Source organism: Nocardioides sp. NBC_00850, from assembly GCF_045207335.1.
Lineage (GTDB): Bacteria > Actinomycetota > Actinomycetes > Propionibacteriales > Nocardioidaceae > Nocardioides.
The window spans coordinates 94,140-117,886 of sequence record NZ_CP108845.1; the positions used below are offsets into that span (position 1 = coordinate 94,140).

22 protein-coding genes are annotated in these 23,747 nt (G+C 68.6%); 8 read left to right on the forward strand and 14 right to left on the reverse strand.

Going from position 1 to position 23,747, the window contains the following annotated elements:
* Positions 1–36: 36 nt before the first annotated feature.
* Together OH802_RS00445 and OH802_RS00450 are read right to left on the reverse strand one after the other, a co-directional pair.
* Positions 37–1,197, reverse strand: coding sequence for a hypothetical protein (locus tag OH802_RS00445; RefSeq protein ID WP_406024088.1), 1,161 nt, complete (start codon positions 1,195–1,197; stop codon positions 37–39).
* A 103-nt stretch (positions 1,198–1,300) separates the two neighbouring features.
* Positions 1,301–1,561 carry a metal-sensitive transcriptional regulator gene (locus tag OH802_RS00450; protein WP_141802705.1) on the reverse strand — a complete coding sequence of 87 codons (261 nt, stop codon included), beginning with the start codon at positions 1,559–1,561 and terminating at the stop codon, positions 1,301–1,303.
* A 135-nt stretch (positions 1,562–1,696) separates the two neighbouring features.
* Between OH802_RS00450 and OH802_RS00455 the strand changes: the two genes are divergently transcribed.
* Together OH802_RS00455 and OH802_RS00460 are read left to right on the forward strand one after the other, a co-directional pair.
* Positions 1,697–2,086: a carboxymuconolactone decarboxylase family protein gene (locus tag OH802_RS00455; protein WP_406024090.1), complete on the forward strand. Its 390-nt coding sequence runs from the start codon at positions 1,697–1,699 to the stop codon at positions 2,084–2,086.
* A 34-nt stretch (positions 2,087–2,120) separates the two neighbouring features.
* Positions 2,121–2,291 (forward strand): hypothetical protein, encoded by a 171-nt coding sequence (locus tag OH802_RS00460; protein WP_406024092.1) that lies wholly within the window; start codon positions 2,121–2,123, stop codon positions 2,289–2,291.
* A gap of 76 nt (positions 2,292–2,367) precedes the next feature.
* Here OH802_RS00460 and OH802_RS00465 read toward each other — a convergent pair whose 3' ends face one another.
* Together OH802_RS00465 and nrdR are read right to left on the reverse strand one after the other, a co-directional pair.
* Positions 2,368–5,286, reverse strand: a complete 2,919-nt coding sequence (locus tag OH802_RS00465; RefSeq protein ID WP_406024094.1) for a vitamin B12-dependent ribonucleotide reductase — start codon at positions 5,284–5,286, stop codon at positions 2,368–2,370.
* Between the two features lie 164 nt (positions 5,287–5,450).
* Positions 5,451–5,951, reverse strand: coding sequence for a transcriptional regulator NrdR (gene nrdR, locus OH802_RS00470; RefSeq protein ID WP_160025421.1), 501 nt, complete (start codon positions 5,949–5,951; stop codon positions 5,451–5,453).
* Between the two features lie 398 nt (positions 5,952–6,349).
* Between nrdR and OH802_RS00475 the strand changes: the two genes are divergently transcribed.
* Positions 6,350–7,243 carry a hypothetical protein gene (locus OH802_RS00475; RefSeq protein ID WP_406024097.1) on the forward strand — a complete coding sequence of 298 codons (894 nt, stop codon included), beginning with the start codon at positions 6,350–6,352 and terminating at the stop codon, positions 7,241–7,243.
* Between the two features lie 111 nt (positions 7,244–7,354).
* Here the strand turns inward: OH802_RS00475 and OH802_RS00480 are convergent, their stop codons facing one another.
* Positions 7,355–7,747, reverse strand: coding sequence for a LysM peptidoglycan-binding domain-containing protein (locus tag OH802_RS00480; RefSeq protein WP_406024099.1), 393 nt, complete (start codon positions 7,745–7,747; stop codon positions 7,355–7,357).
* A gap of 181 nt (positions 7,748–7,928) precedes the next feature.
* Here OH802_RS00480 and lexA point away from each other — a divergent pair, with 181 nt between their 5' ends.
* From lexA to OH802_RS00495, 3 genes are all read left to right on the forward strand, one after another.
* The gene (lexA, locus tag OH802_RS00485) at positions 7,929–8,696 is read left to right on the forward strand and encodes a transcriptional repressor LexA (protein ID WP_406024101.1); all 768 of its coding nucleotides are present in this window, start codon (positions 7,929–7,931) and stop codon (positions 8,694–8,696) included.
* Positions 8,697–8,782: 86 nt separating this feature from the next.
* A complete protein-coding gene (locus tag OH802_RS00490) occupies positions 8,783–10,465 on the forward strand; it encodes an alkaline phosphatase D family protein (RefSeq protein ID WP_406024103.1) in 1,683 nt (560 codons plus the stop codon).
* A 122-nt stretch (positions 10,466–10,587) separates the two neighbouring features.
* Positions 10,588–12,096, forward strand: a complete 1,509-nt coding sequence (locus OH802_RS00495; protein ID WP_406024105.1) for an MXAN_6640 family putative metalloprotease — start codon at positions 10,588–10,590, stop codon at positions 12,094–12,096.
* Between the two features lie 55 nt (positions 12,097–12,151).
* Here OH802_RS00495 and OH802_RS00500 read toward each other — a convergent pair whose 3' ends face one another.
* The 9 genes from OH802_RS00500 to miaA form a co-directional block, all read right to left on the reverse strand.
* Positions 12,152–14,146: an ATP-dependent DNA helicase gene (locus OH802_RS00500; RefSeq protein ID WP_406024107.1), complete on the reverse strand. Its 1,995-nt coding sequence runs from the start codon at positions 14,144–14,146 to the stop codon at positions 12,152–12,154.
* Between the two features lie 10 nt (positions 14,147–14,156).
* On the reverse strand, positions 14,157–14,909 hold the full coding sequence (locus OH802_RS00505; RefSeq protein ID WP_406024109.1) for an SGNH/GDSL hydrolase family protein: 753 nt from the start codon (positions 14,907–14,909) through the stop codon (positions 14,157–14,159).
* Positions 14,910–15,020: 111 nt separating this feature from the next.
* A complete protein-coding gene (hflX, locus tag OH802_RS00510) occupies positions 15,021–16,505 on the reverse strand; it encodes a GTPase HflX (protein ID WP_406024111.1) in 1,485 nt (494 codons plus the stop codon).
* A gap of 72 nt (positions 16,506–16,577) precedes the next feature.
* A complete protein-coding gene (locus tag OH802_RS00515) occupies positions 16,578–18,209 on the reverse strand; it encodes a VWA domain-containing protein (RefSeq protein WP_406024113.1) in 1,632 nt (543 codons plus the stop codon).
* Positions 18,210–18,311: 102 nt separating this feature from the next.
* Positions 18,312–19,088 carry an SDR family NAD(P)-dependent oxidoreductase gene (locus OH802_RS00520; RefSeq protein ID WP_091051594.1) on the reverse strand — a complete coding sequence of 259 codons (777 nt, stop codon included), beginning with the start codon at positions 19,086–19,088 and terminating at the stop codon, positions 18,312–18,314.
* A 60-nt stretch (positions 19,089–19,148) separates the two neighbouring features.
* Positions 19,149–20,000, reverse strand: a complete 852-nt coding sequence (gene dapF, locus OH802_RS00525) for a diaminopimelate epimerase (protein ID WP_406024116.1) — start codon at positions 19,998–20,000, stop codon at positions 19,149–19,151.
* The gene (locus OH802_RS00530) at positions 20,000–20,629 is read right to left on the reverse strand and encodes a pyridoxamine 5'-phosphate oxidase family protein (RefSeq protein WP_406024117.1); all 630 of its coding nucleotides are present in this window, start codon (positions 20,627–20,629) and stop codon (positions 20,000–20,002) included. Before OH802_RS00530 ends, dapF begins: the two co-directional genes overlap by 1 nt.
* 53 nt (positions 20,630–20,682) lie before the next feature.
* On the reverse strand, positions 20,683–21,606 hold the full coding sequence (locus OH802_RS00535; RefSeq protein WP_406024119.1) for a helix-turn-helix domain-containing protein: 924 nt from the start codon (positions 21,604–21,606) through the stop codon (positions 20,683–20,685).
* A gap of 82 nt (positions 21,607–21,688) precedes the next feature.
* Entirely contained in the window at positions 21,689–22,621 is a 933-nt protein-coding gene (gene miaA / locus OH802_RS00540) for a tRNA (adenosine(37)-N6)-dimethylallyltransferase MiaA (protein WP_406024121.1), read from the reverse strand.
* A 119-nt stretch (positions 22,622–22,740) separates the two neighbouring features.
* Between miaA and OH802_RS00545 the strand changes: the two genes are divergently transcribed.
* Both OH802_RS00545 and OH802_RS00550 read left to right on the forward strand, forming a co-directional pair.
* Complete coding sequence (locus OH802_RS00545) at positions 22,741–22,932, forward strand: antitoxin (protein ID WP_406024123.1); 192 nt, start codon at positions 22,741–22,743, stop codon at positions 22,930–22,932.
* A gap of 258 nt (positions 22,933–23,190) precedes the next feature.
* The gene (locus OH802_RS00550) at positions 23,191–23,712 is read left to right on the forward strand and encodes a hypothetical protein (RefSeq protein ID WP_406024125.1); all 522 of its coding nucleotides are present in this window, start codon (positions 23,191–23,193) and stop codon (positions 23,710–23,712) included.
* Positions 23,713–23,747 lie beyond the last annotated feature (35 nt).

Below are 23,747 nucleotides of genomic sequence, written 5' to 3' on the forward strand. Positions count from 1 at the left end.
CAAACTCCAGGTCGGGGCGAGGGGCCTCGCGGAGTGTCAGGCAGCCTCCTCGTGGTGGTCGGCCAGGTCGCGGATGAGCCTCGCTGCCGGCTCGTGGACGAATTCGGCGAACCCGCCGAGCGCGGCAAGCCCATCGGGCGGTGTGCCTGAACTGAGCGCCGTGATCGTCTCCGGTCGTATCAGCCACGCGGCCAGACACGCGGGATAGTCGGCCGGATGGTTGAACAGCTCGTCGAGCTCGACCAGGCCATCGTCATCGGGATTCCGGAAGGCGTGCAGACCCGCGTCCATGGCGAGGTTGACCAGTCCGTACGGAATGTCGGTGAGCAAGCCGTAGTCGCGCAGCCCGCGGTGGGTCCAGATCTCCCCCGGCTCGTGACCCGGCCTGCCGGTCCTGTCACGCAGCGCGTCGATCCACCGCTCCGGCTCATCCGCGACGGCGTACGCCACTTCCTCAGGCACCCGCAGCGGCGCCGTCTCGAACATCAGGCCTTCATCGATCGGCACGATCCTGCCGATCACACACTCCCCGTCATCGACGAGCAGTCCGGCCCCGATATTGATCGTGGTCAGCTGCTCTCCGGTTCTCGGATCCTCCCAGAGCAGGTGTCGCGGCTCGTGTCCCAGCAGCCGTAGGCCACGCATCGGCGCCCGCACCCACTCCCAGATCCGGTCGGCACCGGCGATGAGGTCGCCGGACGCGTTGTGGCGCAGGAAGGCCTCGAGCCCGCCGAGCTCGTAGAGGAAGGTCTGCCGGTAGACCCAGTCGCGATCCAAGATCTGGATCCGGTCGTCCTCCCGGTCACGTCCGGGGTCAGGGCCGCCACGGACGTCCAGCGCGACACGGATGGCCTTCGACATCCGCCACTGGTTGCGCGCGTGGGTGCTCTGCATCGCCTGCGCGACGATCCATCGCGAATGCGCCCACCTCGGCATGAGTGCCTCGAGCAGCCGCAGCTGTTCCAGCCGCTCGAGGCGCGACGGATGCCAGAACTGCTCCTTGTCGAGCTGATCGCTGGTCGTGTGGATGATCTCCAGGGCCGACTTCACATCCCCGCGGGCCTCGGCGTCGTTCACCGCGAACATCGCCGGCCAATAGGGACTGTCGACGACCTTCTCCGCGAACGACCGCCGCCGCGGATCCCCGGGCCTGTTCGGTGGACGGGGCGACTTCTCACGCTTCTTTCGTTTGGGCATGAACCCAGCAGACCCCGGATCCCTACGCCCCGCCAGCGCCTATCAGCGGCCTGTGGATAACCCGGTCCCGGAGCCCGCCTGTGGACAGTGATCGGCCCGTCGATCAGGCAAGAGCGAGGAAGAGCTTCTCCATCTTCTTGGTGTCGACGCTGTCGCGCCCACCCTCGGCGAGGCACTTCTCCAGCCCGGTGGCGACCAGCGCGTAGCCACCTCGACTGACCGCCTTGTTGACCGCCGCGAGCTGGGTCAGCGCGTCTTCACACTCCGAGCCCTCCTCGAGCATCCGGATCACGGACGCGAGGTGTCCGTTGGCCCGCTTGAGTCGGGTGATGACGGCCTTGATCTCGTCAGGCTCGAGCTGCATCGGTGTCCATCTTCTTTCCTGTGAGTGTCTCCAGCCTGCCGGGAAGCCGCTGGCATCCAGGGATTCTATAACCCCCCGGGGGGTTATGCTACCGTCATCGACGTAACCCCCCGGGGGTTACCGAAAGGAGCCAACATGACCCCCACCACCGACCACACCTCGCCTCACGGCAAGAGCGTCCTGCGGGACCTGGGGCCGCTCCACCAGGAGCTACGCCGTGCCATCCCCGACGTCTACAAAGGCTGGGGCGGGCTCTCCAAGGCCGCCTTCGCCGATGGTGCGCTCGACCGCAAGACCAAGGAGCTGATCGCCTTCGCGATCGGCGTGGTCGAGGGCTGCGACGGCTGCATCGCCTCCCACGGCCAGGCCGCCGCCCGCGCGGGCGCGAGCCCCCAGGAGGCAGCCGAGGCCATCGGCGTCACCTTCCTCATGCACGGCGGTCCCGCCACCATCCACGGCGCGCGAGCCTTCGACGCGTTCTGCGAGTTCGTCGACGCCCTCGACGCCGGCGAACCTCCCGCCTGACACCGACCAGGACCACAGAAGCAGGAACCGAACAATGTGTCGCCCCGTCCGCTGCAAGAAGTGCAAGAAGACCACCTGGGCCGGCTGCGGCCGCCACGTCTCCGACATCAAGGCCTCCATACCCGCCGGTCAGTGGTGCCCCGGCCACTCCGCCGACCCCAAGGACCCCAACGGCACCTGGCTGAGCCGCATCCTCGGCCGCTGACGTCTCGGCGCCTCCAAATAGATCCGGTCCCGCACCCTTCCTCGGGTGCGGGACCGGACTCATTCAGCCTTCAGGCTCAGCTGCAACCGGAGGTCGAGCCGCAGCCCTCGCAGACGTAGCAGGAGCCGGCGGGGCGCATCTTGGTGCCGCAGGTGAAGCAGAGCGGGCTGTCGATTGCCATGCCGCTGATCGACTCGAGCAGCTCGGCGGTGGTGTGGGCGGTGGCCTTGGGCGCCTCCTCGACGACCTCGGCCTCCTCCTCGACCTCGGCCTCGACCGGCTCGGCAACAGGAGCAGCCTTGCGCTCCGGAGCCGGCTTCTGGACGAGCTCGGCGGCGGTGGTGCCGTTGCCGAGCTGCTCGTAGGAGCCGGTCTCGAGGTAGCGCTGACGCTCGTCGGCGGAGTAGATGCCGAGAGCCGAGCGGTCCTCGAAGGACATGTAGTCCAGCGCCAGGCGGCGGAAGACGTAGTCCATGAGCGACTGCGCCATGCGTACGTCCGGGTCGTCGGTCAGGCCGGCGGGCTCGAACTTCAGGTTGGTGAACTTGGAGACGTAGGTCTCCAGGGGAACGCCGTACTGAAGGCCGACGGAGACCGCGATGGAGAAGGCGTCCATGACACCGGCCAGGGTCGAGCCCTGCTTGCCGAGCTTGAGGAAGACCTCACCGAGCTCGCCGTCGGCGTGCGCACCGGAGGTCATGTAGCCCTCGGCGCCACCGACCGTGAAGGAGGTGGTGCGCGAGACGCGGGACTTCGGCAGGCGCTTGCGGGTCGGCGCGTAGACGATCTTCTCGATGATCTTCTCGACGACCTCGGGCTCGACCTCGGCGGCCGGAGCCTCCGGAGCGGCGGTGGAGAGGCCCTGGTCCTTCTTGGCACCCTCCGACTTGCCGTCGGCCAGCGGCTGACCGACCTTGCAGTTGTCGCGGTAGATCGCGGTGGCCTTCAGGCCCAGCTTCCACGACTCCATGTAGACCTGCTCGATCTCCTCGACCGTCGCGGTCTCGGGCAGGTTGACGGTCTTCGAGATCGCACCGGAGAGGAACGGCTGGGTCGCCGCCATCATGCGTACGTGGCCCATCGGCGCCAGCGCGCGCTTGCCCATCGCCGTGTCGAAGACCTCGTAGTGCTCCTGGCGCAGGCCGGGGGCGTCGATGACGTGGCCGTGCTCGGCGATGTAGGCGACGATCGCCTCGATCTGCTCGGGCTGGTAGCCCATCTTCTTCAGCGCACGCGGGATCACCTGGTTGACGATCTGCATCGAGCCGCCGCCGACGAGCTTCTTGAACTTGACCAGCGAGAAGTCGGGCTCGATGCCGGTGGTGTCGCAGTCCATCATGAAGCCGATGGTGCCGGTCGGCGCGAGCAGCGAGGCCTGGGCGTTGCGGAAGCCGTTGACCTTGCCGATCTCGACGACGTCGTTCCACACGCGGGTCGCCGCGTCGATGATGTTGCGGTCGACCGGGTTGATCGAGCGGACCGCGTCATTGGCGGCCTGGTGCTTGCGCATGACCCGCTGGTGGGCCTCGGCGTTGCGGGCGTACCCGGCGTACGGCCCGACGACACCGGCCAGCTCGGCCGAGCGCTTGTAGCCGGCACCGGTCATCAGCGAGGTGATGGCGGCGGCCATCGTGCGGCCACCCTCGCTGTCGTAGCCCAGACCCATCGCCATCAGCAGCGCGCCGAGGTTGGCGTACCCGATGCCGAGCTGGCGGTAGTCGCGGGTGGTCTCGCCGATCGCCTCGGTCGGGAAGTCGGCGAAGCAGATGGAGATGTCCATCGCGGTGAAGACGACCTCACAGGCCTGCTGGAAGCGCACGGCGTCGAAGGTGTCGTCGTCCTTGAGGAACTTCAGCAGGTTCAGCGACGCCAGGTTGCAGGAGGAGTTGTCCAGCGACATGTACTCCGAGCACGGGTTGGAGCCGGTGATCCGGCCCGTCTCCGGGTTGGTGTGCCAGTCGTTGATCGTGTCGTCGTACTGCAGACCCGGGTCGGCACACTCCCACGCGGCGATCGAGATCTTGCGGAACAGCTCGCGGGCGTCGATCTCCTCGATGACCTCACCGGTCGTACGCGCCCGGAGGCCGAACTTCTTGCCCTCCTCGACGGCGCGCATGAACTCGTCGGAGACGCGCACGGAGTTGTTGGCGTTCTGGTACTGCACGGACGAGATGTCCTTGCCGCCCAGGTCCATGTCGAAGCCGGCGTCGCGCAGCGCGCGGATCTTGTCCTCCTCGCGCGCCTTGGTCTCGACGAACTCCTCGATGTCGGGGTGGTCGACGTCGAGCACGACCATCTTCGCCGCGCGGCGGGTGGCGCCACCGGACTTGATGGTGCCCGCGGACGCGTCGGCGCCGCGCATGAAGGAGACCGGGCCGGAGGCGGTGCCGCCGGAGGACTTCAGCAGCTCCTTGGAGGAGCGGATGCGGGAGAGGTTGAGACCGGCACCGGAGCCGCCCTTGAAGATCAGGCCCTCCTCCTTGTACCAGTTCAGGATCGAGTCCATGGAGTCGTCGACCGAGAGGATGAAGCAGGCCGAGACCTGCTGGGGGGACTCGGTGCCGACGTTGAACCAGACCGGCGAGTTGAAGGCGAAGTGCTGGTTGACCAGCAGCCAGGTGAGCTCGCGGCCGAAGAGGTCGGCGTCGGCGTCGGAGGCGAAGTAGTCGTTCTCCTTGCCGGATGCGACGTAGGTGTTCACGACCCGGTCGATCAGCTGCTTCAGGCTCTGCTCACGCTTCTCGGTGCCGATGGCGCCGCGGAAGTACTTGGTCGTCACGATCGTCGAGGCGTTGATCGACCAGAAGTCAGGGAACTCCACTCCGGTCTGCTCGAAGACGGTCGCGCCGGTCTTCCAGTTCTTCTGGACGACGTCGCGCCGCTCCCAGGTGATCTCGTCGTAAGGGTGAACGCCCTCGGTGCTGAAGATCCGCTCGATCTTCAGCCCGGCGCCCGTCTTCGACGATGCCTGTGCCTCTGCTGCCGTGTCTGTCATTTCGTTCCCCCTGTTGTCATCGATCGCTGTGCCGTACTGCTGGTCGGTGCTGATGGTGGAGTCCTTGCTCTGTTCTATCTGTTTCCGCTGGCTGTGCCGTTGATTGGCCCGAGCAGGTCGCTTCCCCACGGCCTGCCCGGGCCGGTCTGTGTGTCCCGTGGGACCTAGTCGGAGCCCACCGGGGCCTCGACCGGATGTTCTGCCTCGAAGTCCTGGACTTCCCGTTCCGTACGCAGCATCTGGATCTCACGCTCGAAGTCCTCCACCGAGCCGAAGGCCCGGTAGACGCTCGCGAAGCGCAGGTAGGCCACCTCGTCGAGCTCGCGCAGCGGCGCGAGGATCGCCAGCCCCACCTCGTTGCTGGGAACCTCGGCCAGCCCCTGGCTGCGCAGCGCCTGCTCGACCTCCTGGCCGAGGCAGGCGAGCTGGTCCTCGGTGACCGGCCGGCCCTTGCATGCCTTGCGTACGCCGTGCACCGCCTTGTCGCGGCTGAACGGCTCCGCTGCGCCGGAGCGCTTGGCCACCATCAGCTGCATCTGCTCGACGGTCGTGAACCGCTTCCCACATTCCTGGCAGACCCGGCGGCGCCGGATCTGGCCACCGTCCTCGGCCACGCGGGAGTCGAGCACCTTGGTGTCGCTGTGTCGGCAGAACGGACAGTGCACGGTAGAGCCCCTCTCGTGAGACCTGTGGATCCAGGCCGTCTCATTGGCGGCCCGAGCCTGTGGAACCTGTGGATATGAGCGTGAGTCCCTGTGGAACAACACCCCCATCGCTGTGGGCCATCCACCTGTTCATGTGAACTAGATGTGGATAACTACAGCGGTGTAACTACTAGATGTAGTGGTAACCGTACGCCCGCCCCCACGACGATGCAAGCGAGGGTCGGGTTTACCCGCGTGTCCGGCGTGTCGCCGGTCAAACACCGAAAGATTCCGGTTCAGCGGCGACGGACTGGCCTGGATGAGTAAGAATGACCCCCGTGACAAACATCTCCGGAGGAAATCGCGTCGGGTCGCGGAGAGGCACGCGCCCCAGAAGCGGTCCCCGGCCACCTTTCATCTTGCCTGCGATCGCGACACTGGCATTCCTCGTCATCTGGGGAGTGCTCGTGTGGGTCGCCGTCGGTTTCGGGGCCGACGCACGGGGAGGCGATTCCGGCGCCTGGGCGAAGCTCGCCATCGCGGCGGTCGTTGCAGTCGCCTGCCTCTTCCTGACCTTCACCTTCGCCGGGAAGGCCTGGCGGGCCTTCTCCGGCTCCCCCACCCCGCCACCCTCCGACGACTACACCGGAAGCCACTCCAACGCCTACGTCGAGGAGCAGGACTACTCGGCCCCGGCCTACTCCGACCAGGCCTACCCTGAGCAGGCTTACCCGGAGCAGGACTACTACGGCACCGGCTCCTACGGCTACGACGACACCGGCTACGGCCGGCACAGCTCCGACACCGGGAGCCAGCCGCCCTACGGCGACACCTCGAACCGCTCGGCCTACACCGACACCGGCTCCCAGTCGCCCTACGGCTACCCCAGCAGCGATCAGGGCTACGGCAACACCGGCAGCCGGGCCGCCTACGGCGCATCGGCCTACCAGCCGCCGACCAGCCCGCCGCCCACCCCACAGCCCTACTACTCCAGCCCGCCGACACCGACGTCGACGCCGCAGAGCACTCCGGGGTACGGCTCGCAGGGATACGGCACGGACAGCTACCCCACCCAGCAGGCCGGCTCCCCGCAGTATCAGTCCGGCGCCTACCAGACCCCGACCGGCTACGGCCAGACCGGCTCGCGGGCTCGACTGACCCAGGACCCCGCCGCGACCCAGGCGATGCCCACCCAGCGCCAGCCCCAGGACCCGCCGGTCGAGCCGGACGACGAGTGGCCGCCGCGGCACAGCACCCGCAACAAGCAGTGGCCGCCGGCCGAGCCGGACAGCCCCTACCGCGGGCGCCACTGACCCGACGCAGCGAGAGTGCTGCAGACGCTTCCCATCGTCTGCAGCACTCTCACTCTTTTTCCCCGGTAGCCGGCCGCCAGGGTCGAAGGAGCAGCCGGACATCTATAGGCGCTAGGGCGCGGTCGGGATGATCAGCGTCTGCCCGGACACGAGCATCGAGGACTCGAGACTGTTGAGATCCTTGATCGTCTGCTCCATCTCCCGAATCGAAGAGTCGGTGCCGGCGACGGCCTTCGAGGAGATATCCCAGAGCGTGTCGCCATCGCCGACGACCATCGTGTGGGCGGAGGGGGCGGGGCCACGAAATCCGGCATCAGTGTCGGCACCGTTCTCCACCGCGAACGCCACCCGCGCCCCGATCAGCGCGATCCCGAAGAGCACGACGAGCGCGAATGCGAACACGACGACTCGGCCGCGACGAGTGAGCCGCACGGTCGAGCGACGCACCTCAGGCGCCGGACGCGGCGGCTCGGCTACTGGCAGCACATAGACTGTTGCACTCATCTCACGGCCTCCTGATCACGGTCTCTCGATCACGTGTTCGATCGAGCACATGTTCGAAGGTAGATCACGTGTTCGAACAACGCAAGTAGCGACCCCAAGAATTTTCGAACACCGACACGCGCCGCGCATGAGGTCGAACAAATGTTTGATGTCGTGGTGCCAGAGGGACTAATGTGGTGACATGACCACGCAGAAGACAGGCACCGGATCAGGCGGTTCGAAGAAGAGCCGCGTCCGCGAGCTGCCCGACGGGCCGCCGGACGCGACCGGGCTCACGCCGCGTCAGCAGCGCATCCTCGCTCACCTGCGCGACAGCATCGAGCAGCGCGGCTACCCGCCCAGCATGCGCGAGATCGGCGCCGCGGTCGGGCTGACCAGCACCAGCAGCGTCGCCCACCAGCTCCGTGCGCTGGAGCAGCGTGGTCTGATCCGCAAGGACCCGAAGCGACCGCGCGCCCTCGAGGTCTTCCTCCCGGAGGTGATGGCCCACCGCAAGGCCATGTCCGGCGAGGAGCCCGAGTCGACGATCACCGCCGATGCCGACATCAACCCCAACCCCGACGCCGCCATGGTCCCGCTGGTCGGGCGGATCGCGGCCGGTGGCCCGATCCTGGCCGAGGAGACCTCGAGCCAGCAGAGCATCGAGGACGTCTTCCCTCTGCCCAAGCAGCTGGTCGGCAACGGCGACCTCTTCCTGCTCTCGGTCTCCGGTGACTCGATGGTCGACGCGGCGATCTGCGACGGCGACTTCGTGGTCGTGCGCCAGCAGCCGACCGCCGAGAACGGCGAGATCGTGGCCGCGCTGATCGACGGTGAGGCCACCGTCAAGACGCTCTCCCGCAAGGACGGCAAGGTCTGGCTGCTGCCGCACAACGCTGCGTACGAGCCGATCGACGGCACCCACGCGACGATCCTCGGCAAGGTGACGGCGGTCCTGCGCAGCCTCTGAGTCCTCCCGGAACCAGTCCGGGAACACTGCGTGAAATCCAGCCGCCGGCCCATGACAGGGCCGGCGGCTGCGTCGTTCCATACAGCGTGATCCAGACGCAGATCGACCGCCGCACCCTCATCGCCGCCGGGCTGGCGACCGCCGCAGGAGCCGGAGCCATCGCTCTCCCCGAGCCCGCCGAGGCCGCCAGCGGCTCGCTCAACCACTTCCAGCACGGCGTCGCCTCCGGCGACCCGCTCCCGGACCGCGTGGTCATCTGGACCCGGGTCACGCCGACGACGGACGCGACTCCGGGGTCCGGGCAGGGTGAGGAGGTCCTGGTCCGCTGGGAGGTCTCGCCCACCGCCGACTTCGGCCGCGTCACCGCGAAGGGATCCCAACAGACGGGCCCCCACCGCGACCACACCGTGAAGCTCGACGTCACCGGTCTGGCCCCGGAGAGCTGGTACTTCTACCGCTTCACCTACAACGGCCAGACCAGTCGGGTCGGCCGCACCCGCACCGCTCCGGCCGCGGACGCGGCCCCGGAGAACGTACGTTTCGGGGTGGTCTCCTGCTCCAACCTGCAGGCCGGCTGGTTCGCGTCCTACCGCCACCTGGCCGCCCGCGACGACCTGCACGCGATCCTCCACCTGGGCGACTACCTCTACGAGTACGGGCCCGGCGAGTACGGCTACGGCATGGCCAACGAGGACGTCCGGCCGCACGAGCCGGCCCACGAGATGCACACGCTGGCCGACTACCGGATCCGGCACGCGCAGTACAAGCGCGACGTCGACCTCTCCGCCGCCCACGCACGGCTGCCCTGGATCGTCACCTGGGACGACCACGAGTCGGCCAACGACGCCTGGCTGCTCGGCGCCGAGAACAACGAGCCCGGTGAGTACGATTGGATCGACCGCAAGACCAATGCCAACCAGGCCTACGACGAGTGGATGCCGCTGCGCGTCGACACTGCGACCACTGAGGGCGCCACGGTGGAGACCGACGACCACCTTCACGATCGCATCTACCGGCGACTGCGTTTCGGAAGCCTGCTCGAGCTGAGCATGCTCGACCTGCGCTCCTACCGCTCCCAGCAGGTCGCCCGCACCGACCTCGCCGGCGTCGACGACCCCGACCGCACGATCACCGGCGACGAGCAGCTGGCCTGGCTCAAGGACGGCCTGCTCACCGATGCCCAGTGGAAGATCGTCGGCAACCCGGTGATGATCGCGCCGGTCACCTTCGGCGCGCTCCCCAAGAGCCTGATCACTCCGGTCAACGATGTCACCGGCCTGCTGCCCGACAACGGCATCGCCTACAACGTCGACCAGTGGGACGGCTACACCGCCGACCGCACCGAGCTCTTCGAGCACATCCGCAACAACGCGATCACCGACACCGTCTTCGTCACCGGCGACATCCACTCAGGCTGGGCCTGCGACCTGCCGTACGACTCCGCCGTCTACCCGCTCGGCAAGACCGCCGGCGTCGAGTTCGTGGCCACCTCGGTGACCTCGAACAACCTCAAGGACATCCTCGGCGCGCCACGCCGCACGGTCAGCCTCACGGTCGAGAACATCATCAGGACCGCCAATCGCCACGTCCGCTATCTCAACTTCGACGACCACGGCTACTCCGTCCTCGACGTGACCCGCAACCGAGCCCAGATGGACTGGTACGTCATCGGCGAGCGCAAGGACTCCAACACCACCGCCACTTGGACCAGGTCGTACGCCACCGCAACCGGAAGCAACAGGCTCCATCACGTCACGCAGCCCGTCTAGGCCGTGTCCCCCGGACACAGCGGCGGTCAGCGCTTAGACTGCCCTGGTCTGCCTTCCCGAACGTCTGGTATCTCATGCGAAACATTGCCCGCCGGATCAACCGCAAACAACGATCCCTCGTCTTGATCGCAGGCATGGTCGTCGCGACGTTCGTCGCCACCATGCCCGCAACCGGTTCGACGCCGGCGACCTCGGTGAGGACCGGCGGTGACACCAGCGCCGAGCAGCCGGTGACGGAGAAGGCGGCCCGGGAGGCGCTCGCCGCGGCCAAGAAGGTCAGGCGCAACCAGTCGGTGCGCGGCGCCCGCCAGGTCGTGCCCGGGCGGCACGTCGCCGGCCGACCTGACGCGACCATCGCGCTGACCGACCTGTGGAACGCCAAGGACGCCCTGGACGACTCCAACAAGGCGGCCGCGCGTGAGCTGCTCGCTCGCCCGCGCACCGCGACCGAAACCTGCAGCGACGTGGTCTGCGTCCACTACACGCCGGGCAAGGGCGGCGACCGTGCCTCGACGACGTACGCGAACCAGGTCCGTGACGTGGTCACGAAGGTCCACAACCTCTACGTGCAGGCGGGCTACCGCAAGCCCGCGGCCGACAAGTCGGTCACCCCGGGCAAGGTCGACATCTACCTGGAGAACCTCTACGACGAGGGCTACTACGGCTACTGCGCGCCCGAGACGAAGGTCTCCAAGACGGCCGCGACGGCCTACTGCGTCATGGACAACGACTACGCCACCAGCGAGTACGGCACGGTCAACACGCCCACCGAGAACCTCCGGGTGACCGCCGCTCACGAATACTTCCACGCGGTCCAGTTCGCCTACGACGCCGGCGAGGACCGCTGGATGATGGAGTCCACCGCGACCTGGGTCGAGGACGAGGTCTACGACAGCATCAACGACAACCGGCAATACCTGGGCTACGGCCAGCTCGAGGACCAGCGCAAGCCGCTGGACAACTCCTACGCCTCCAACCTCGGCATCTACGGCAACTGGATCTTCTTCCGCTACCTGTCCGAGCGCTTCGCCAAGGAGCGCGGGACCCTGCCAGAGGTTGTCCTCTCGATCTGGAACCGAGCGCCGTCGACCTACTCCACCACCGCCATCCGGCAGGCGCTCGCCTCTCGTGGCACCACGCTGAAGCAGGAGTACATCCGCTTCGCCGCCGCCAACCTGGCCCCCTCGAAGACCTACAGCGAGGGCGGCGCCTACTACCCGCCGGTCTACGACGGCCGCACCGCGCTGCCCGCCAAGCGACAGACCGTCGACGGCAAGTTCACTCTCAAGCACCTGACCTACGCCTCCCAGCGGCTCGTCCCGAAGAACGTCGGCAAGGGCTGGAAGCTGCGGGTCAAGGTCGACGTGGCCCGGCCCAACGCCAACGGCGCCGTGGTCAGCGTCTTCCGCACCGACGGCACCCGCGGAGTCTTCTACCTCAAGCCCAACAGCAAGGGCATCGCCACCAAGACCATCGAGGGCTTCTCCTCGAAGCGGATCCGCAAGGTCGAAGTCACCTTCGCCAACGCGAGCAGCAACTTCAACTGCGGCCAGGGCACCGCGTTCTCGTGCCACGGCGTCGCGACCCCCGACAAGGCCACCCACCGCTGGTGGGCGAAGACCTACCGCTGACCCAACCAACGCCGAGTCGGCTCGTCATGACGAGCCGACTCGGCGTGGTTTTCGGTTAGGACGAGGCCATCTCCGAAAGCCGCTTGAGGGCCTTGCGTACGACGTCGGGGTCGGTCGTGGCCCACATCGGCGGCAGGCTGGCCTTGAGGAATCCACCGTAGCGGGCGGTAGCCAGGCGGGCGTCCAGGACGGCCACGACGCCGCGGTCGGTGGTGGTGCGGATCAGCCGGCCGGCGCCCTGCGCGAGCAGCAGCGCCGCATGTGTGGCGGCGACCTGCATGAACCCGTTGCCGCCGGCCTTGTCGGCCGCCTGCTGCCGGGCCGACATCAGCGGGTCGTCGGGCCGCGGGAACGGGATCCGGTCGATGATCACGAGCTGGCAGGTGTCACCGGGGACGTCGAGGCCCTGCCACAGCGACAGGGTGCCGAAGAGCACCGTGTGCGGGTCGGCGACGAACTGTGCGGCGAGCTCGGGCAGCTGCGCGTCGCCTTGGGCCAGCGTGGTCAGGTGAGGCAGCTTCTGGCGCACCACCTCGGCGGCGGCCTCGGCGGCACGCCGGGACGAGAAGAGCCCGAGCGTACGCCCGTCGGCGGCGTCGACCAGGTCGACGATCTCGTCGAGGGTCTTGGCGCCCATCCCGTCGCGTCCGGGAGGAGGCAGGTGGCGGGCGACGTAGAGGATCCCCTGCTTGCCGTAGTCGAACGGGCTGCCGACATCGAGGCCGATCCACGGCAGCACGTCATCGGTACGCTGCGCCCCGGCGCCCACCGCGGTGCGTTCCTCCGCCTTGAGCCCGAGGGATCCGGCCACGGGGCCGAAGTCGCCGCCGAGCTTGAGGGTCGCCGAGGCGAAGACGACGGTCTTCTCGGTGAGCAGCTTCTCGCGCATCTGCGCCCAGACCTGCAGCGGAGCGACGCAGAGCCGGGGCGGGATCCGGTCGCCGCCCTCGTTGAGCCAGATCACGTCGTGCTCGGACGCCGCGGCCATCCGCTCGGCGGTGGTGAAGACCTCCTGCAGGCCGCCCTTGGCCTGCTGGAAGCCGGGGTCGGCGCCCTCGGAGTCCTTCGGCTTCGGCAGCGCGGAGATCGCGGACCGAGCGGCGTCGCGCACCAGCACCAGGGCGTCCGAGACGACCTCGGGCAGCGTGATCAGCCGCCCGGGCGAGGTCTCGTTGATCGCGGCCCGCAACGCGTCGGAGGCGTCGGCGAGATCGTCGGCCTCGGAGCCCTCGATGTGCTTCTGGGCCCGCCGGGCGGCCCGCTCGACCTCGGCCGCGGTCAGCTCGTCGGTCGCCGCCTGGGTCACCCGGGCGACGAGCTCGTGGGCCTCGTCGATCACCACGGCGTCGTACTCCGGGATCATCGGCACGCCCTCGATCGCGTCGATCGCGAGCAGGGAGTGGTTGGTGACGATCAGGTGGCTCTTCTGGGCCTTGTCGCGGGCGACCTCGGCGAAGCACTCCTCGCCGAAGGGGCACTTGGCGGCACCGAGGCAGTCGCGGTGGTTGACGGAGACCTGGCGCCACTCGCGGTCGGTGTGGCGGGGCGCGGAGTCGCGCTCGCCGCTGCCGCCCTTCTCCGCCTGCTTCTCGGCCCAGCTGCGCAGCTCGAGGACCTTCTCGGCCATCGGGCCCAGCGGGACGTCGACCAGGGTGCCCTGGTCGTCGGGAGCGCCCTCGCGCACCCGGTGGAGGCAGGCGTAGTTGGAGCGGCCCTTGAGGACGGCGTAGGACGCGTCGATGCCGGGGCGCGAGCCGATCGCCTTGACCAGGCGCGGCAGGTCACGCTCGACGAGCTGGTGCTGCAGCGCCAGGGTCGCGGTGGCGACCACGACCCGGCTGTCGTGGAGCAGCGACGGGACCAGGTAGGCCAGCGACTTCCCGGTGCCGGTGCCGGCCTCGACCAGCAGGTGCTCCTCGTCGGCCAGGGCCTGTGCGACCGCGTCGGCCATCAGCACCTGACCCTCACGGGTGGCCCCACCGAGGGTCGCGACCGCATCCGCCAGGGCTTCACGTACGGGCGTCTGGGAGGCGGTCTCGGTTGCGGTCACTCGGGCAACCTTAGCCGTGGGCGGGGACAGTCTCCGATCGGCTCTCCGCGATCCGGCGGGCGACGATCTCCCCGAACTGCATGTGACCCGCCACCGTCAGGTGGGTGTTGTCCGCGAGCATGGGCAGCTCGAGGTCGAAGACGTTGATGTACGTCACCCCGTACTCCGCCGAGACCCGCCGCATCATCTTGTTGACGCCCCGGATGGCCTTGGCGCGGGAGTTCACCTTGGGCGCGCTGAGCACGATCACCTCGTGACCCTTCAGCTCGTCCAGGGTGGCCCGGAAGCCCTTCTCGACGTCGTCGAGATCGCTCTTGGAGTCGTTGATGCCGCCCTCGAGCACGACCAGGTCGGCCCCCTGCGCCACCGCGTCGGGAACACGCTCGGGGAACGAGATCGGGCCGCACCGCTCCATCAGCTCGTGCGAGTAGCCGGTGCCGCCGAAGCCGGAGACCCGCACCTCGCCGTCGAGATATCGCGGCCAGGACAGCCCGGGGTCGTCCAGCCCGAAGCCAGAGGCCCAGGAGTCACCGATCACCACGACCCGCTCGCCGGCCCCGGTCACCACCGAGGCGCGGGTCACCGACTCGGCGGCCAACCGGGTGCACAGGTCCTGGGTGACCGCGTTCCCCTGGCTCGCCTCCTGGCCCGGAAGCACGCCGTCGTCCTTGCTGCCACAGCCCGCGAGCGTGGCCACCAGGACAGCACCAGCCAGCGCGCTCACGATCGTGGCGCGCGCCGCGTGGCGTACCTGTGTCCGCATCCCTGCCCTCCGACGACTGATCGTCCCAAGTGTGAGGGACGATCCTGGCATCGCCAATGTCGCAACGCCGGATCAGCGTCGAAGATCAACGCCCAAGCTCAACGCCCAAGCTCAAGCAGAGTAAGCAGCCAGCTCGCCGGCCAGGTCCGCGTTGGCGCGGCCCTTGACGACGGTGCCTTCGGCAGTGTGCTCGAGGTGGTCGATCTCGCCGTGCTGGTGGATCCGGTTGACCAGGTCACCCCGCTCGTAGGGAACCAGCGCGGAGAACTCGACGCCCGGTCGCGGCAGGTCGGTCTCGACGGCCTTGATGGCCGCGTCGATGCCCTCGCCGGTCTTGGCCGAGACCGCGACCGAGTGAGGCTCGGCGCGCAGCAGCCTGGCGATCACCAACGGGTCGGAGATGTCGGCCTTGTTGATCACGACCAGCTCCGGCACCTCGCTGGCACCGATCTCGGCGAAGACCTCACGCACGGCCGCCAGCTGACCCTCGGGGTCGGGGTGGGAGCCGTCGACGACGTGCACGACGAGGTCGGCGTCGGCGACCTCCTCCAGCGTCGAGCGGAAGGCCTCGACGAGCTGGTGGGGCAGGTGACGCACGAAACCGACGGTGTCGGACATCGTGTAGACCCGGCCGTCCTCGGTGGTGGTCCGCCGGGTGGTCGGGTCCAGGGTCGCGAAGAGCGCGTCCTCGACGAGCACCCCGGCACCGGTGAGCCGGTTGAGCAGCGACGACTTGCCGGCGTTGGTGTAGCCGGCGATCGCGACCGCCGGGATGTGGTGGCGCTTGCGGTCGGCACGCTTGGTGTCGCGGGTGCCCTTCATCGCCTTCAGCTCACGGTTGAGCTTGGCGATCTTGGTGTTGATCCGACGGCGGTCGGTCTCGATCTTGGTCTCACCGGGACCACGGCCACCGATACCGGCACCACCGGCGACACGGCCACCGGCCTGGCGGGACAGGTTGCCACCCCAACCACGAAGCCGCTGCTTCATGTAGCTGAGCTGGGCGAGCTCCACCTGCGCCTGGCCCTCGCGGGACTTGGCGTGCTGGGCGAAGATGTCGAGGATCAGCGCGGTCCGGTCGACGACCTTGACCCCGGTGCGGTCCTCGAGGTTCCTGAGCTGGCTCGGCGCGAGCTCGCCGTCGGCGATCACGGTGTCGGCGCCGGTCGCGGCGACGATCTCCTTGAGCGCCTCGACCTTGCCGCGTCCGATGTACGTCGCGGGGTCGGGCGCCTGGCGACGCTGGTAGATCGCCTCGAGCACCTCCGAGCCTGCCGTCTCGGCGAGGAGCGCGAGCTCGGCCAGGGAGTTCTCGGCGTCGGTCTGGGTGCCGCCGGCCCACACGCCCACGAGCACCACTCGCTCCAGGCGAAGCTGGCGGTATTCGACCTCGGTGATGTCCTCGAGCTCGGTGCGCAGGCTGGCGACGCGCTTGAGCGCGTGCCGCTCGGCGAGCTCCATCGCACCGACAGTGGGGTCGATGTCTTCGGGATCCTCGTCGGCGTAGCCACTCTCGAAGCCGTCGTCGAGCGCGTCCCAGTCCTCGGTGGCCTCGAGCTCGTCAGCGAGTGAGAAATCGTGTGCGTTGTTCGTCATATACCAACAAGGATACGGCGCCGCACCACCCGGGGGACAATGCTTATCCACAGGCCCGATCCGGGGCCGGTCTCAGCGCTGCTCGAGCACCTCTCGAAGGACCTGCCCGACGTCCTCCGGCCGCTCGGCGACGTACGCAGCCCCGCCGGTCGCATCGGCGATCGCCTGCAGCGTGCCGAGGTCGGCGTCGGCGGTGATACCGATCCCCAGGACGCGGACCGGCCGCCGTGGGTCGGAGGCAGCCTCGAGCTGGCGTACGAGCTCTGCCACGTCGATGGAGTCGGGGTCGTCGTTGGTGCCGTCGGTGAAGAGAAGCACGTCGTTGGAGGCCAGCGGGTCGTAGGAGGCGACCGCGGCCTGATAGGCCGCCAGGGCGGTGTCGTGCAGGGAGGTGCCGCCGCCGGTGCGCGCGGTGAGGCCGGCGATCTCCTCGGTCAGCTTCGCGCGCTGGTTCTTCGAGGCCAGCTGACGGGTGGGCACGAGCACCTTGTGGTCGGCGCCCAGCGTGCCCTCGGCCTTCTCGGAGAAGGCCCAGAGCCCGATCGCGGCGCCACCGGGAAGAAGACCGACGGCCTCCGAGGCCGCCTCCTGGGTGAGCTGGAGGCGGGTGGTGGCGCTGTCGGGAGCAGCCGGCCAGGCCATCGAGCCGGAGACGTCCATGACCGCGATCGCCCGGGTCGGCCGAAGCCTGGCGTTCCACTCCGAGGCCGTATCCGCCACCGCGGCCGAGTCGACGCGGGTGTACGCGCCCACGTTGGGCGCCGGCTTGCCGGCTCCGGCGGTGCGGAACCCGGCCTGGGTCAGCGCGGTGTCGGCGGCGCCGCTGTCGAGCACCCTGGCGAAGCTGGTGATCGAGGCGGCGATCGAGTTGCGGCGCGAGGCGTCCGCGGTGATCAGGACCGGGTAGTCGAGGACCACCGTGCCCTCCTTCGGGGCACTGGCCTTCAGCGTCGGCGCGTACGTCGACCACTGCTGCTCGCTGGTCGCGGTCACTCCGCCCATGACCGTCTGCAGCTCGGCCAGGCGTCCCGAGTCGGTCGGTCCGGCGCCCTCCTCGCCGGAGGCGAGCCGCTCTGCGTATGGCTCCAGCCTGGCCTCGCTCTGGGGCTTCCCCCGGCTCGCGACGACCGTGCCGAGCGCGCTCATCATCCGCTGAGGGTCGCCCATCAGCAGGTCGTCCTCGGCGAAGGCCTCGGCGTAGGAGGTGCGGGTCAGCCCGTCGCCGGAGACGAGCACGACCGGCGAGGAGGCCATCGAGGCCCGCAGCGTCACCGGCTCGACGGCCGGGTCGATCCGGTCCAGCCAGACCGAGGAGTCAGGGATCCACACATCGGGGAGATCGCCGTCGAGCGCCAGCGGCTGGAGGACCTGGTCGGCCTTGGTCGCCTTCACCTCGATCTGGCCACAGCCGGCGTCCTCGAGGATGTTGCCCACGACGGTCGCCGCCTCGGGAGCCACCGCGACCGTCATCTCCGGGCCGAGACATGTCCGGTCGTCGGTCGAGTCCGCGTTGCCGTTGGCGACCAGCGCGGTCGCGATCAGGCACATGGCGAGTACGCCGGCCGCACCGGCGATCACTCCGATCGTCTCCCGCGTCAGTCGTGGCTCGCGCGGGGGCTCGCCGGTTCCCGCCGGCCCCGTGGGCTCGTTGGGATCGATGATCGCGAGCGCCTTCGACGTACTGGTGTCCGCCTTATCGGACATGCGAACTCCTTGCTCCGACATCCGCGGAGCGGTCTGAAACGGTCCGCGGCTGGCGCACACATTAGCGGTGCGCCAGCCGTCGGGGTACTTCTTGAGTCTTGTTTACTTCGGTGGCATCCGGATGCCACCGTCGACGCGGATCGTCTCGCCGTTCATGTAGTCGTTGGTCAGACACTCCACGACCATGCTGGCCAGCTCCGCCGGCTCACCGAGCCGGTGCGGGAACAGGACGCTCTCGCCGAGCTTGGCCTTGAACGCCTCCGACTCCGGGCCTTCGCCGTAGATCGGGGTGTCGATCAACCCCGGAGCGACGGTGTTGACGCGGATGCCGACCGCGGCGAGGTCGCGCGCGAGCGGGAGGGTGAGGCCGACGACGCCGCCCTTGGACGAGGAGTAGGACACCTGCCCGATCTGGCCGTCGAAAGCCGCCACGCTGGCCAGGTTGACGATCGCGCCACGCTGCCCGTTGGCGTCGGGCTCGTTGCGGCTGATGTAGGTCGCGGCCTGGCGGCACATGTCGAAGGTGCCGATCAGGTTGATCGCGATGACCTTCTTGTACGCGTCCAGGTCGTGCGCCGAGCCGATCTGGCCGTCGCGTCCGATGGTGCGCTGCGCCCACCCGATCCCGGCCGAGTTGACCACCGCCTTCAGCGGCGCGATCTCCACGGCCCGCTCCACGGCGTTGGTGATCTGGTCGGTGTCGGTGACATCGACGGGCACGAACAGGCCCTTGATCTCCTCCGCCAGGGCCTCGCCCTTGTCCTTCTGCATGTCCGCGACGATCACCGTCGCACCCTTGGCCGCCAGCGCCCGGGCCGTCGCCGCCCCGATCCCACTGGCCGCACCGGTCACGATCGCTGTGCTATCAGTCAACTCCATGGGCAGCACCATAGACGTGACCACCCTCACGATGGTGAATACCCGTTAACCGTCTCGCAGTCAGAGCGCGGTGGTGCCCTCGGCGATCAGGACCGCCGGCCCGGTGAGCAGCACCCGGTCGTCGGTCGTCCAGGTGACGTGGAGCGTGCCGCCAGGAACATCGACCCGGTACGTCACATCGGCATCGCGCGCGATCGCGAGACCGTCGGCCTCGGCGGCCGCGACCATCACCGCACAGGCTCCGGTGCCACACGAGCGGGTCTCCCCCGCGCCGCGCTCGAAGACTCGCATCGCGACGTGACGCTCGGCGACGCGCTCGAAGAACTCCACGTTGACCCCGTGCGGGTAGACCGCCCCGTCGAAGATCGGGGAGTCGTAGAGGTCACCGACCGGGCCGTGAGGGTCGATCGACTCGACCTCGGCGGCGGCGTGCGGGTTGCCCATGTCGACGTTGCAGGCCGACCAGAAGTGGTGGGCGACGGTGACCTGGGTCGAGCCGAGCAGCTTCGGCGAGCCCAGGTCGGCGGTCCAGACGTCTCCGGACGCCCGGAGGATCTTGTCACCGGCGCGGGTCGCGAAGGTGACCTCGTCGCCGGCGAGCCCGGCGGAGCGCAGATACTCCGCGAAGACCCGGGTGCCGTTGCCGCACATCTCGGCCCGAGTGCCGTCGGCGTTGCGGTAGTCCATGAACCATTCGGCGTCGCTGACCGGCCGGTCCTCACCGGCGTAGGCGGCCGTCCGGATCACCCGCAGGATCCCGTCGCCGCCGATGCCGGCCCGGCGGTCGCACAGCGCCCGGACCCGGTCGGCCATCTCCTCGTCCGAGAGGCCGCCGTGCACCGACCCGTCGACGTCGGGCAACAGCACGAAGTCGTTCTCCGTGCCGTGTCCCTTCAGATACGGGTAGGACATCAGTAGAGGAACTTCGAGTAGGTGTCGGTGCGGTAGTAGTCCTCCATCTCCGCAAGCGTACGCGGGTCGTTCTCGACCTGCTTGGCGATGACCGCACGCTTGGGGAGGTGGTCGGGGTCCCACGTCTCCGGGTCCCACAGGCCAGAGCGCAGGAACGCCTTCGCGCAGTGGAAGAAGATGTCGTCGATGTCGACGACCAGGGCGAGGATCGGCCGCTTGCCCTTCACGACCATCTCGTCGAAGAACGGTGCGTCCGAGACCAGTCGGGCACGGCCGTTGATCCGCAGCGTGTCGCCCCGGCCCGGGATCAGGAAGTTGAGCCCGACGTGCGGGTTGGCGAGTACGTTGCGGTAGCCGTCGACCCGCTTGTTGCCCGGCCGCTCCGCGATCGCGATCGTCTTGTCGTCGATGACGTGCACCAGCGACCCGGCCGGGTCCCCCTTGGGCGAGGCGTCGCAGTTGCCGGCGGTGTCCGAGGTCGCGAGCACGCAGAACGGCGTCGCGGCGAGCCACTGCCTGTCGATGTCGAGGAGCGCCGGGCGCCCCTTGGTCGCCGCCCGCTCGTGCGGGACGCCGACCAGGTCGACGAGCTCCTCGATTGTGCTGATCTCAGTCCAGGTAGGGGTCACGGCCTCAGGGTACGAGGCGGGCGCGCGGGCGGCCGAATCATTTCGCCCATCGCTCAGACCGTCGGTACCTCGCCCCGACGGGCCCGCAGCCACTCGATCGGGTCGCCCCGGTCGACCTCGACACCGGCCATCCGGAGCATCATCCGGACCAGCAGACGCCGATGGGCTGCGTACGTCAGGACGTGGGCGACCACCGAACCGATCTGGAAGCTCTCCGGCGGCTCGCACAGGGCGTCGATGAGCCGGTCTTCCCAGGCCCCGCGCCGCTCGATGTCGCGTACGACCGCCAACCACCGCGCTGCCACGGCCTCGTGCCGCTCTACGAGAGCGACGACCGAGTCCGCGCGGCTCCGGACCGGCATCGCAAGCCCCTCGATCGAGGCCACCCAGCACTCCTTGGCCCATACCGTCGCCTCCAGGACCTGCGCGAGCGACTCCTCCGGGCCGTCCCACTCCAGCACCTCGTGACCGGCCAGCCGCACCTGGGTGAGCACCTCCGCGGGGAGGCCCTTGGCGAGGTCGAGCAGGGCTCGGGTGTCGTCGAGGTCGTGCATGACGAGCTGCTCGGTCAGCGGCGAGAGCACCCGCTCCTGGGAGTCGACCCACAGCGACTCCGGCGGATGGAAGTGGATCCCGTTCGGCGCCGGCAGCCAGTGGCTGACCGCGGCGGTGCTCGGCGGGTGCCCGAAGGCCTTCGCATAGGCCCGCGAGAAACCCTCCACCGACTCGTACCCGGCGGCCCAGGCGGCATCGGTCACCGTGCCACCGTGCTGCAGCTGCCACGCAGCCCGCTCCAGCATCACCCGCCGCCGCATCGCCACCGGCGGCTCGCCCGCGCCCCGGGAGAGCAGCCGGTTGAAGTGATAGGGCGAGGTGTAGGCGTCGCCGGCCATCTGCGCCAGCGTGCGCGGCTCGCCGGCGTCGGCACCGTCGAGCACCGCATCGAGCAGCTCCCGCAGCCGGTCACGTACGTTCATGCCGTCGCCTCCGTTGGACAGAGGCAAGGATACGGACGCGACGGCCTGAAGCCGATTGTCGCTCGCTGACGCTCGCTCATGCTCACAGCGCCACCCCTCGCACGGCCGCGACGGCCTTCTCGAGACGAGCCGGGTCATCATATGAGACCCACACGACCCGCGGATCCTTGCGGAACCAGGCATCCTGCCGCCGTGCGAACTGCCGGGTCTTGATCGCCGTCCGCTCCTTGGCCTCCTCCAGTGTCGTCTCCCCCGCGAGGTAGGCGGCGACCTCTTTGTAGCCGATGGCCTTCGACGCGGTCCGCGACCGCCCCAGACCGGCCTCCAGGAGCCGGGCGACCTCGTCGACGAAGCCGGAGTCGAACATCTCCGAGACGCGCTGCCGAATGCGTACGTCCAGTGCTTCACGGGAGATGTCGACGCCGATCTGGATGGAGGCCGGGTCGTGGTAGACCTGCTCGGGCAGTCGCGCGCTGAACGGCTCGCCGGTCAGCTCGATGACCTCCAGAGCGCGTACGACGCGGCGACCGTTGTCGATCTCGATCCGCTCAGCCGCGACCGGGTCCAGGGCTCGCAGGCGGTCGTGAAGTGCCTTCTCACCTGCGGTTTCGAGCTCCTTCTCCAGACGTTCGCGCACCTCGTTCGAGGTCCCGGGGAACTCGAACCGGTCCAGGATCGCTCGGGTGTAGAGGGCGCTGCCGCCGACCATCACGGGTGTCTTCCCGGCCTTGCGAAGCGTCGCGATCTCCTCGCGCGCCAGCGCCTGGAAGTCGGCGACGGAGGCCGGTTCGGCGATGTCGAGGAGGTCGAGCAGATGGTGCGGGATCCCGCGCCGCTCCGCGACCGGCAGCTTCGCCGTCCCGATGTCCATACCGCGGTAGACCTGCATCGCATCGGTGTTGATGATCTCGCCGCCGAGGGTCTCGGCGAGGTCGAGGGAGAGCGACGTCTTCCCTGCTGCAGTGGCTCCTACGACGGCCACGATCGGGGTGGTGGACAGGGGAAAAGATCCCAAGTCGCGTAGTCCGGATGACCCATCAGAGTCGCGTGTCCCCCTGTTGCTGTCGTACTCCATGCAGTTAGTCTGGCCGCAAGTTGGCTCAAACGGGGAGCCACCGATCCATAGGGGGAAGCATGAGCTTCTTGGACAAGGCAAAGGACCTCATCGGGCAGGGCGTCGACAAGGTCGGTGCCGACAAGGTCGGCGAGGGCCTCGACAAGGCCGGCGAGATCGCCGATGAGAAGACCGGTGGCAAGTTCAGCGACCAGATCGACCAGGGCGTCGAGACTGCCAAGAACGAAGCAGAGAAGCTGGACGGCAACTGAGCCCTCCACACGCCTCGAGGCGGGGAGCGACCTACACCGGGTTGCTCCCCGCCTCGCGTTTACGTCCCGTTACACCCAGCTGACTTTTTACGTATCGACTTTCAAAACACTGTTACGAACCTGTTGCGACTTGTGCCGTCACATGGAACGGTCTAGACCGTCTCATTCTCGTCTCACCGAATGAGGCAGCCGGGGGGCGGACGTGCGATGCACGTTCGATTCCGGTCCAATCACAACTACTCGGAAGTGTGGACCAATATGTCTGAGAACTACGGCAACAGCGACGAGCAGCAGAACTACGGCCAGGAGGGCGGCTTCGGCGGCCAGGAGTCCAACGAGGGCTCCTCCTACGGCTCCGAGTCGTCCAACGAGGGTGGCTTCGGCGGCCAGGAGGGCGGCCAGAGCGAGGGCGGCTTCGGCGGCGGCGAGCAGTCCAGCGAGGGCGGCTTCGGCGGCCAGGAGCAGTCCGAGGGCTCCTCCTACGGCTCCGACGAGGGCTCGAACGAGGGCGGTTCCTCCTACGGCGAGCAGTCCAACGAGGGCAGCTCCTACGGCGGCGGCGAGCAGTCCGAGGGCGGCTTCGGCCAGGAGTCCAACGAGAGCGGCTCGTCCTACGGCTCCGAGGGTGGCCAGAGCGAGGGTGGCTTCGGCGGCGGCGAGCAGTCCAACGAGGGCGGCTTCGGCGGCGGCCAGGAGCAGTCCGAGGGCTCCTCCTACGGCTCCGACGAGGGTTCGAACGAGGGCGGCTTCGGCGGCGAGCAGAGCCAGTCGCAGTACTGATCCAGCTCTGCTGATCACACACGGATCGAGCGCCG

What these genes read in the sequence shown, in the direction of transcription:
- OH802_RS00445 (WP_406024088.1), bottom strand. Translation starts at nt 1,197, where the DNA reads ATGCCCAAACGAAAGAAGCGTGAGAAGTCGCCCCGTCCACCGAACAGG.
- OH802_RS00450 (WP_141802705.1), bottom strand. Translation starts at nt 1,561, where the DNA reads ATGCAGCTCGAGCCTGACGAGATCAAGGCCGTCATCACCCGACTCAAG.
- OH802_RS00455 (WP_406024090.1), top strand. Translation starts at nt 1,697, where the DNA reads ATGACCCCCACCACCGACCACACCTCGCCTCACGGCAAGAGCGTCCTG.
- OH802_RS00460 (WP_406024092.1), top strand. Translation starts at nt 2,121, where the DNA reads ATGTGTCGCCCCGTCCGCTGCAAGAAGTGCAAGAAGACCACCTGGGCC.
- OH802_RS00465 (WP_406024094.1), bottom strand. Translation starts at nt 5,286, where the DNA reads ATGACAGACACGGCAGCAGAGGCACAGGCATCGTCGAAGACGGGCGCC.
- OH802_RS00480 (WP_406024099.1), bottom strand. Translation starts at nt 7,747, where the DNA reads ATGAGTGCAACAGTCTATGTGCTGCCAGTAGCCGAGCCGCCGCGTCCG.
- lexA (WP_406024101.1), top strand. Translation starts at nt 7,929, where the DNA reads ATGACCACGCAGAAGACAGGCACCGGATCAGGCGGTTCGAAGAAGAGC.
- OH802_RS00505 (WP_406024109.1), bottom strand. Translation starts at nt 14,909, where the DNA reads ATGCGGACACAGGTACGCCACGCGGCGCGCGCCACGATCGTGAGCGCG.
- hflX (WP_406024111.1), bottom strand. Translation starts at nt 16,505, where the DNA reads ATGACGAACAACGCACACGATTTCTCACTCGCTGACGAGCTCGAGGCC.
- OH802_RS00515 (WP_406024113.1), bottom strand. Translation starts at nt 18,209, where the DNA reads ATGTCCGATAAGGCGGACACCAGTACGTCGAAGGCGCTCGCGATCATC.
- OH802_RS00520 (WP_091051594.1), bottom strand. Translation starts at nt 19,088, where the DNA reads ATGGAGTTGACTGATAGCACAGCGATCGTGACCGGTGCGGCCAGTGGG.
- dapF (WP_406024116.1), bottom strand. Translation starts at nt 20,000, where the DNA reads ATGTCCTACCCGTATCTGAAGGGACACGGCACGGAGAACGACTTCGTG.
- OH802_RS00535 (WP_406024119.1), bottom strand. Translation starts at nt 21,606, where the DNA reads ATGAACGTACGTGACCGGCTGCGGGAGCTGCTCGATGCGGTGCTCGAC.
- OH802_RS00545 (WP_406024123.1), top strand. Translation starts at nt 22,741, where the DNA reads ATGAGCTTCTTGGACAAGGCAAAGGACCTCATCGGGCAGGGCGTCGAC.
- OH802_RS00550 (WP_406024125.1), top strand. Translation starts at nt 23,191, where the DNA reads ATGTCTGAGAACTACGGCAACAGCGACGAGCAGCAGAACTACGGCCAG.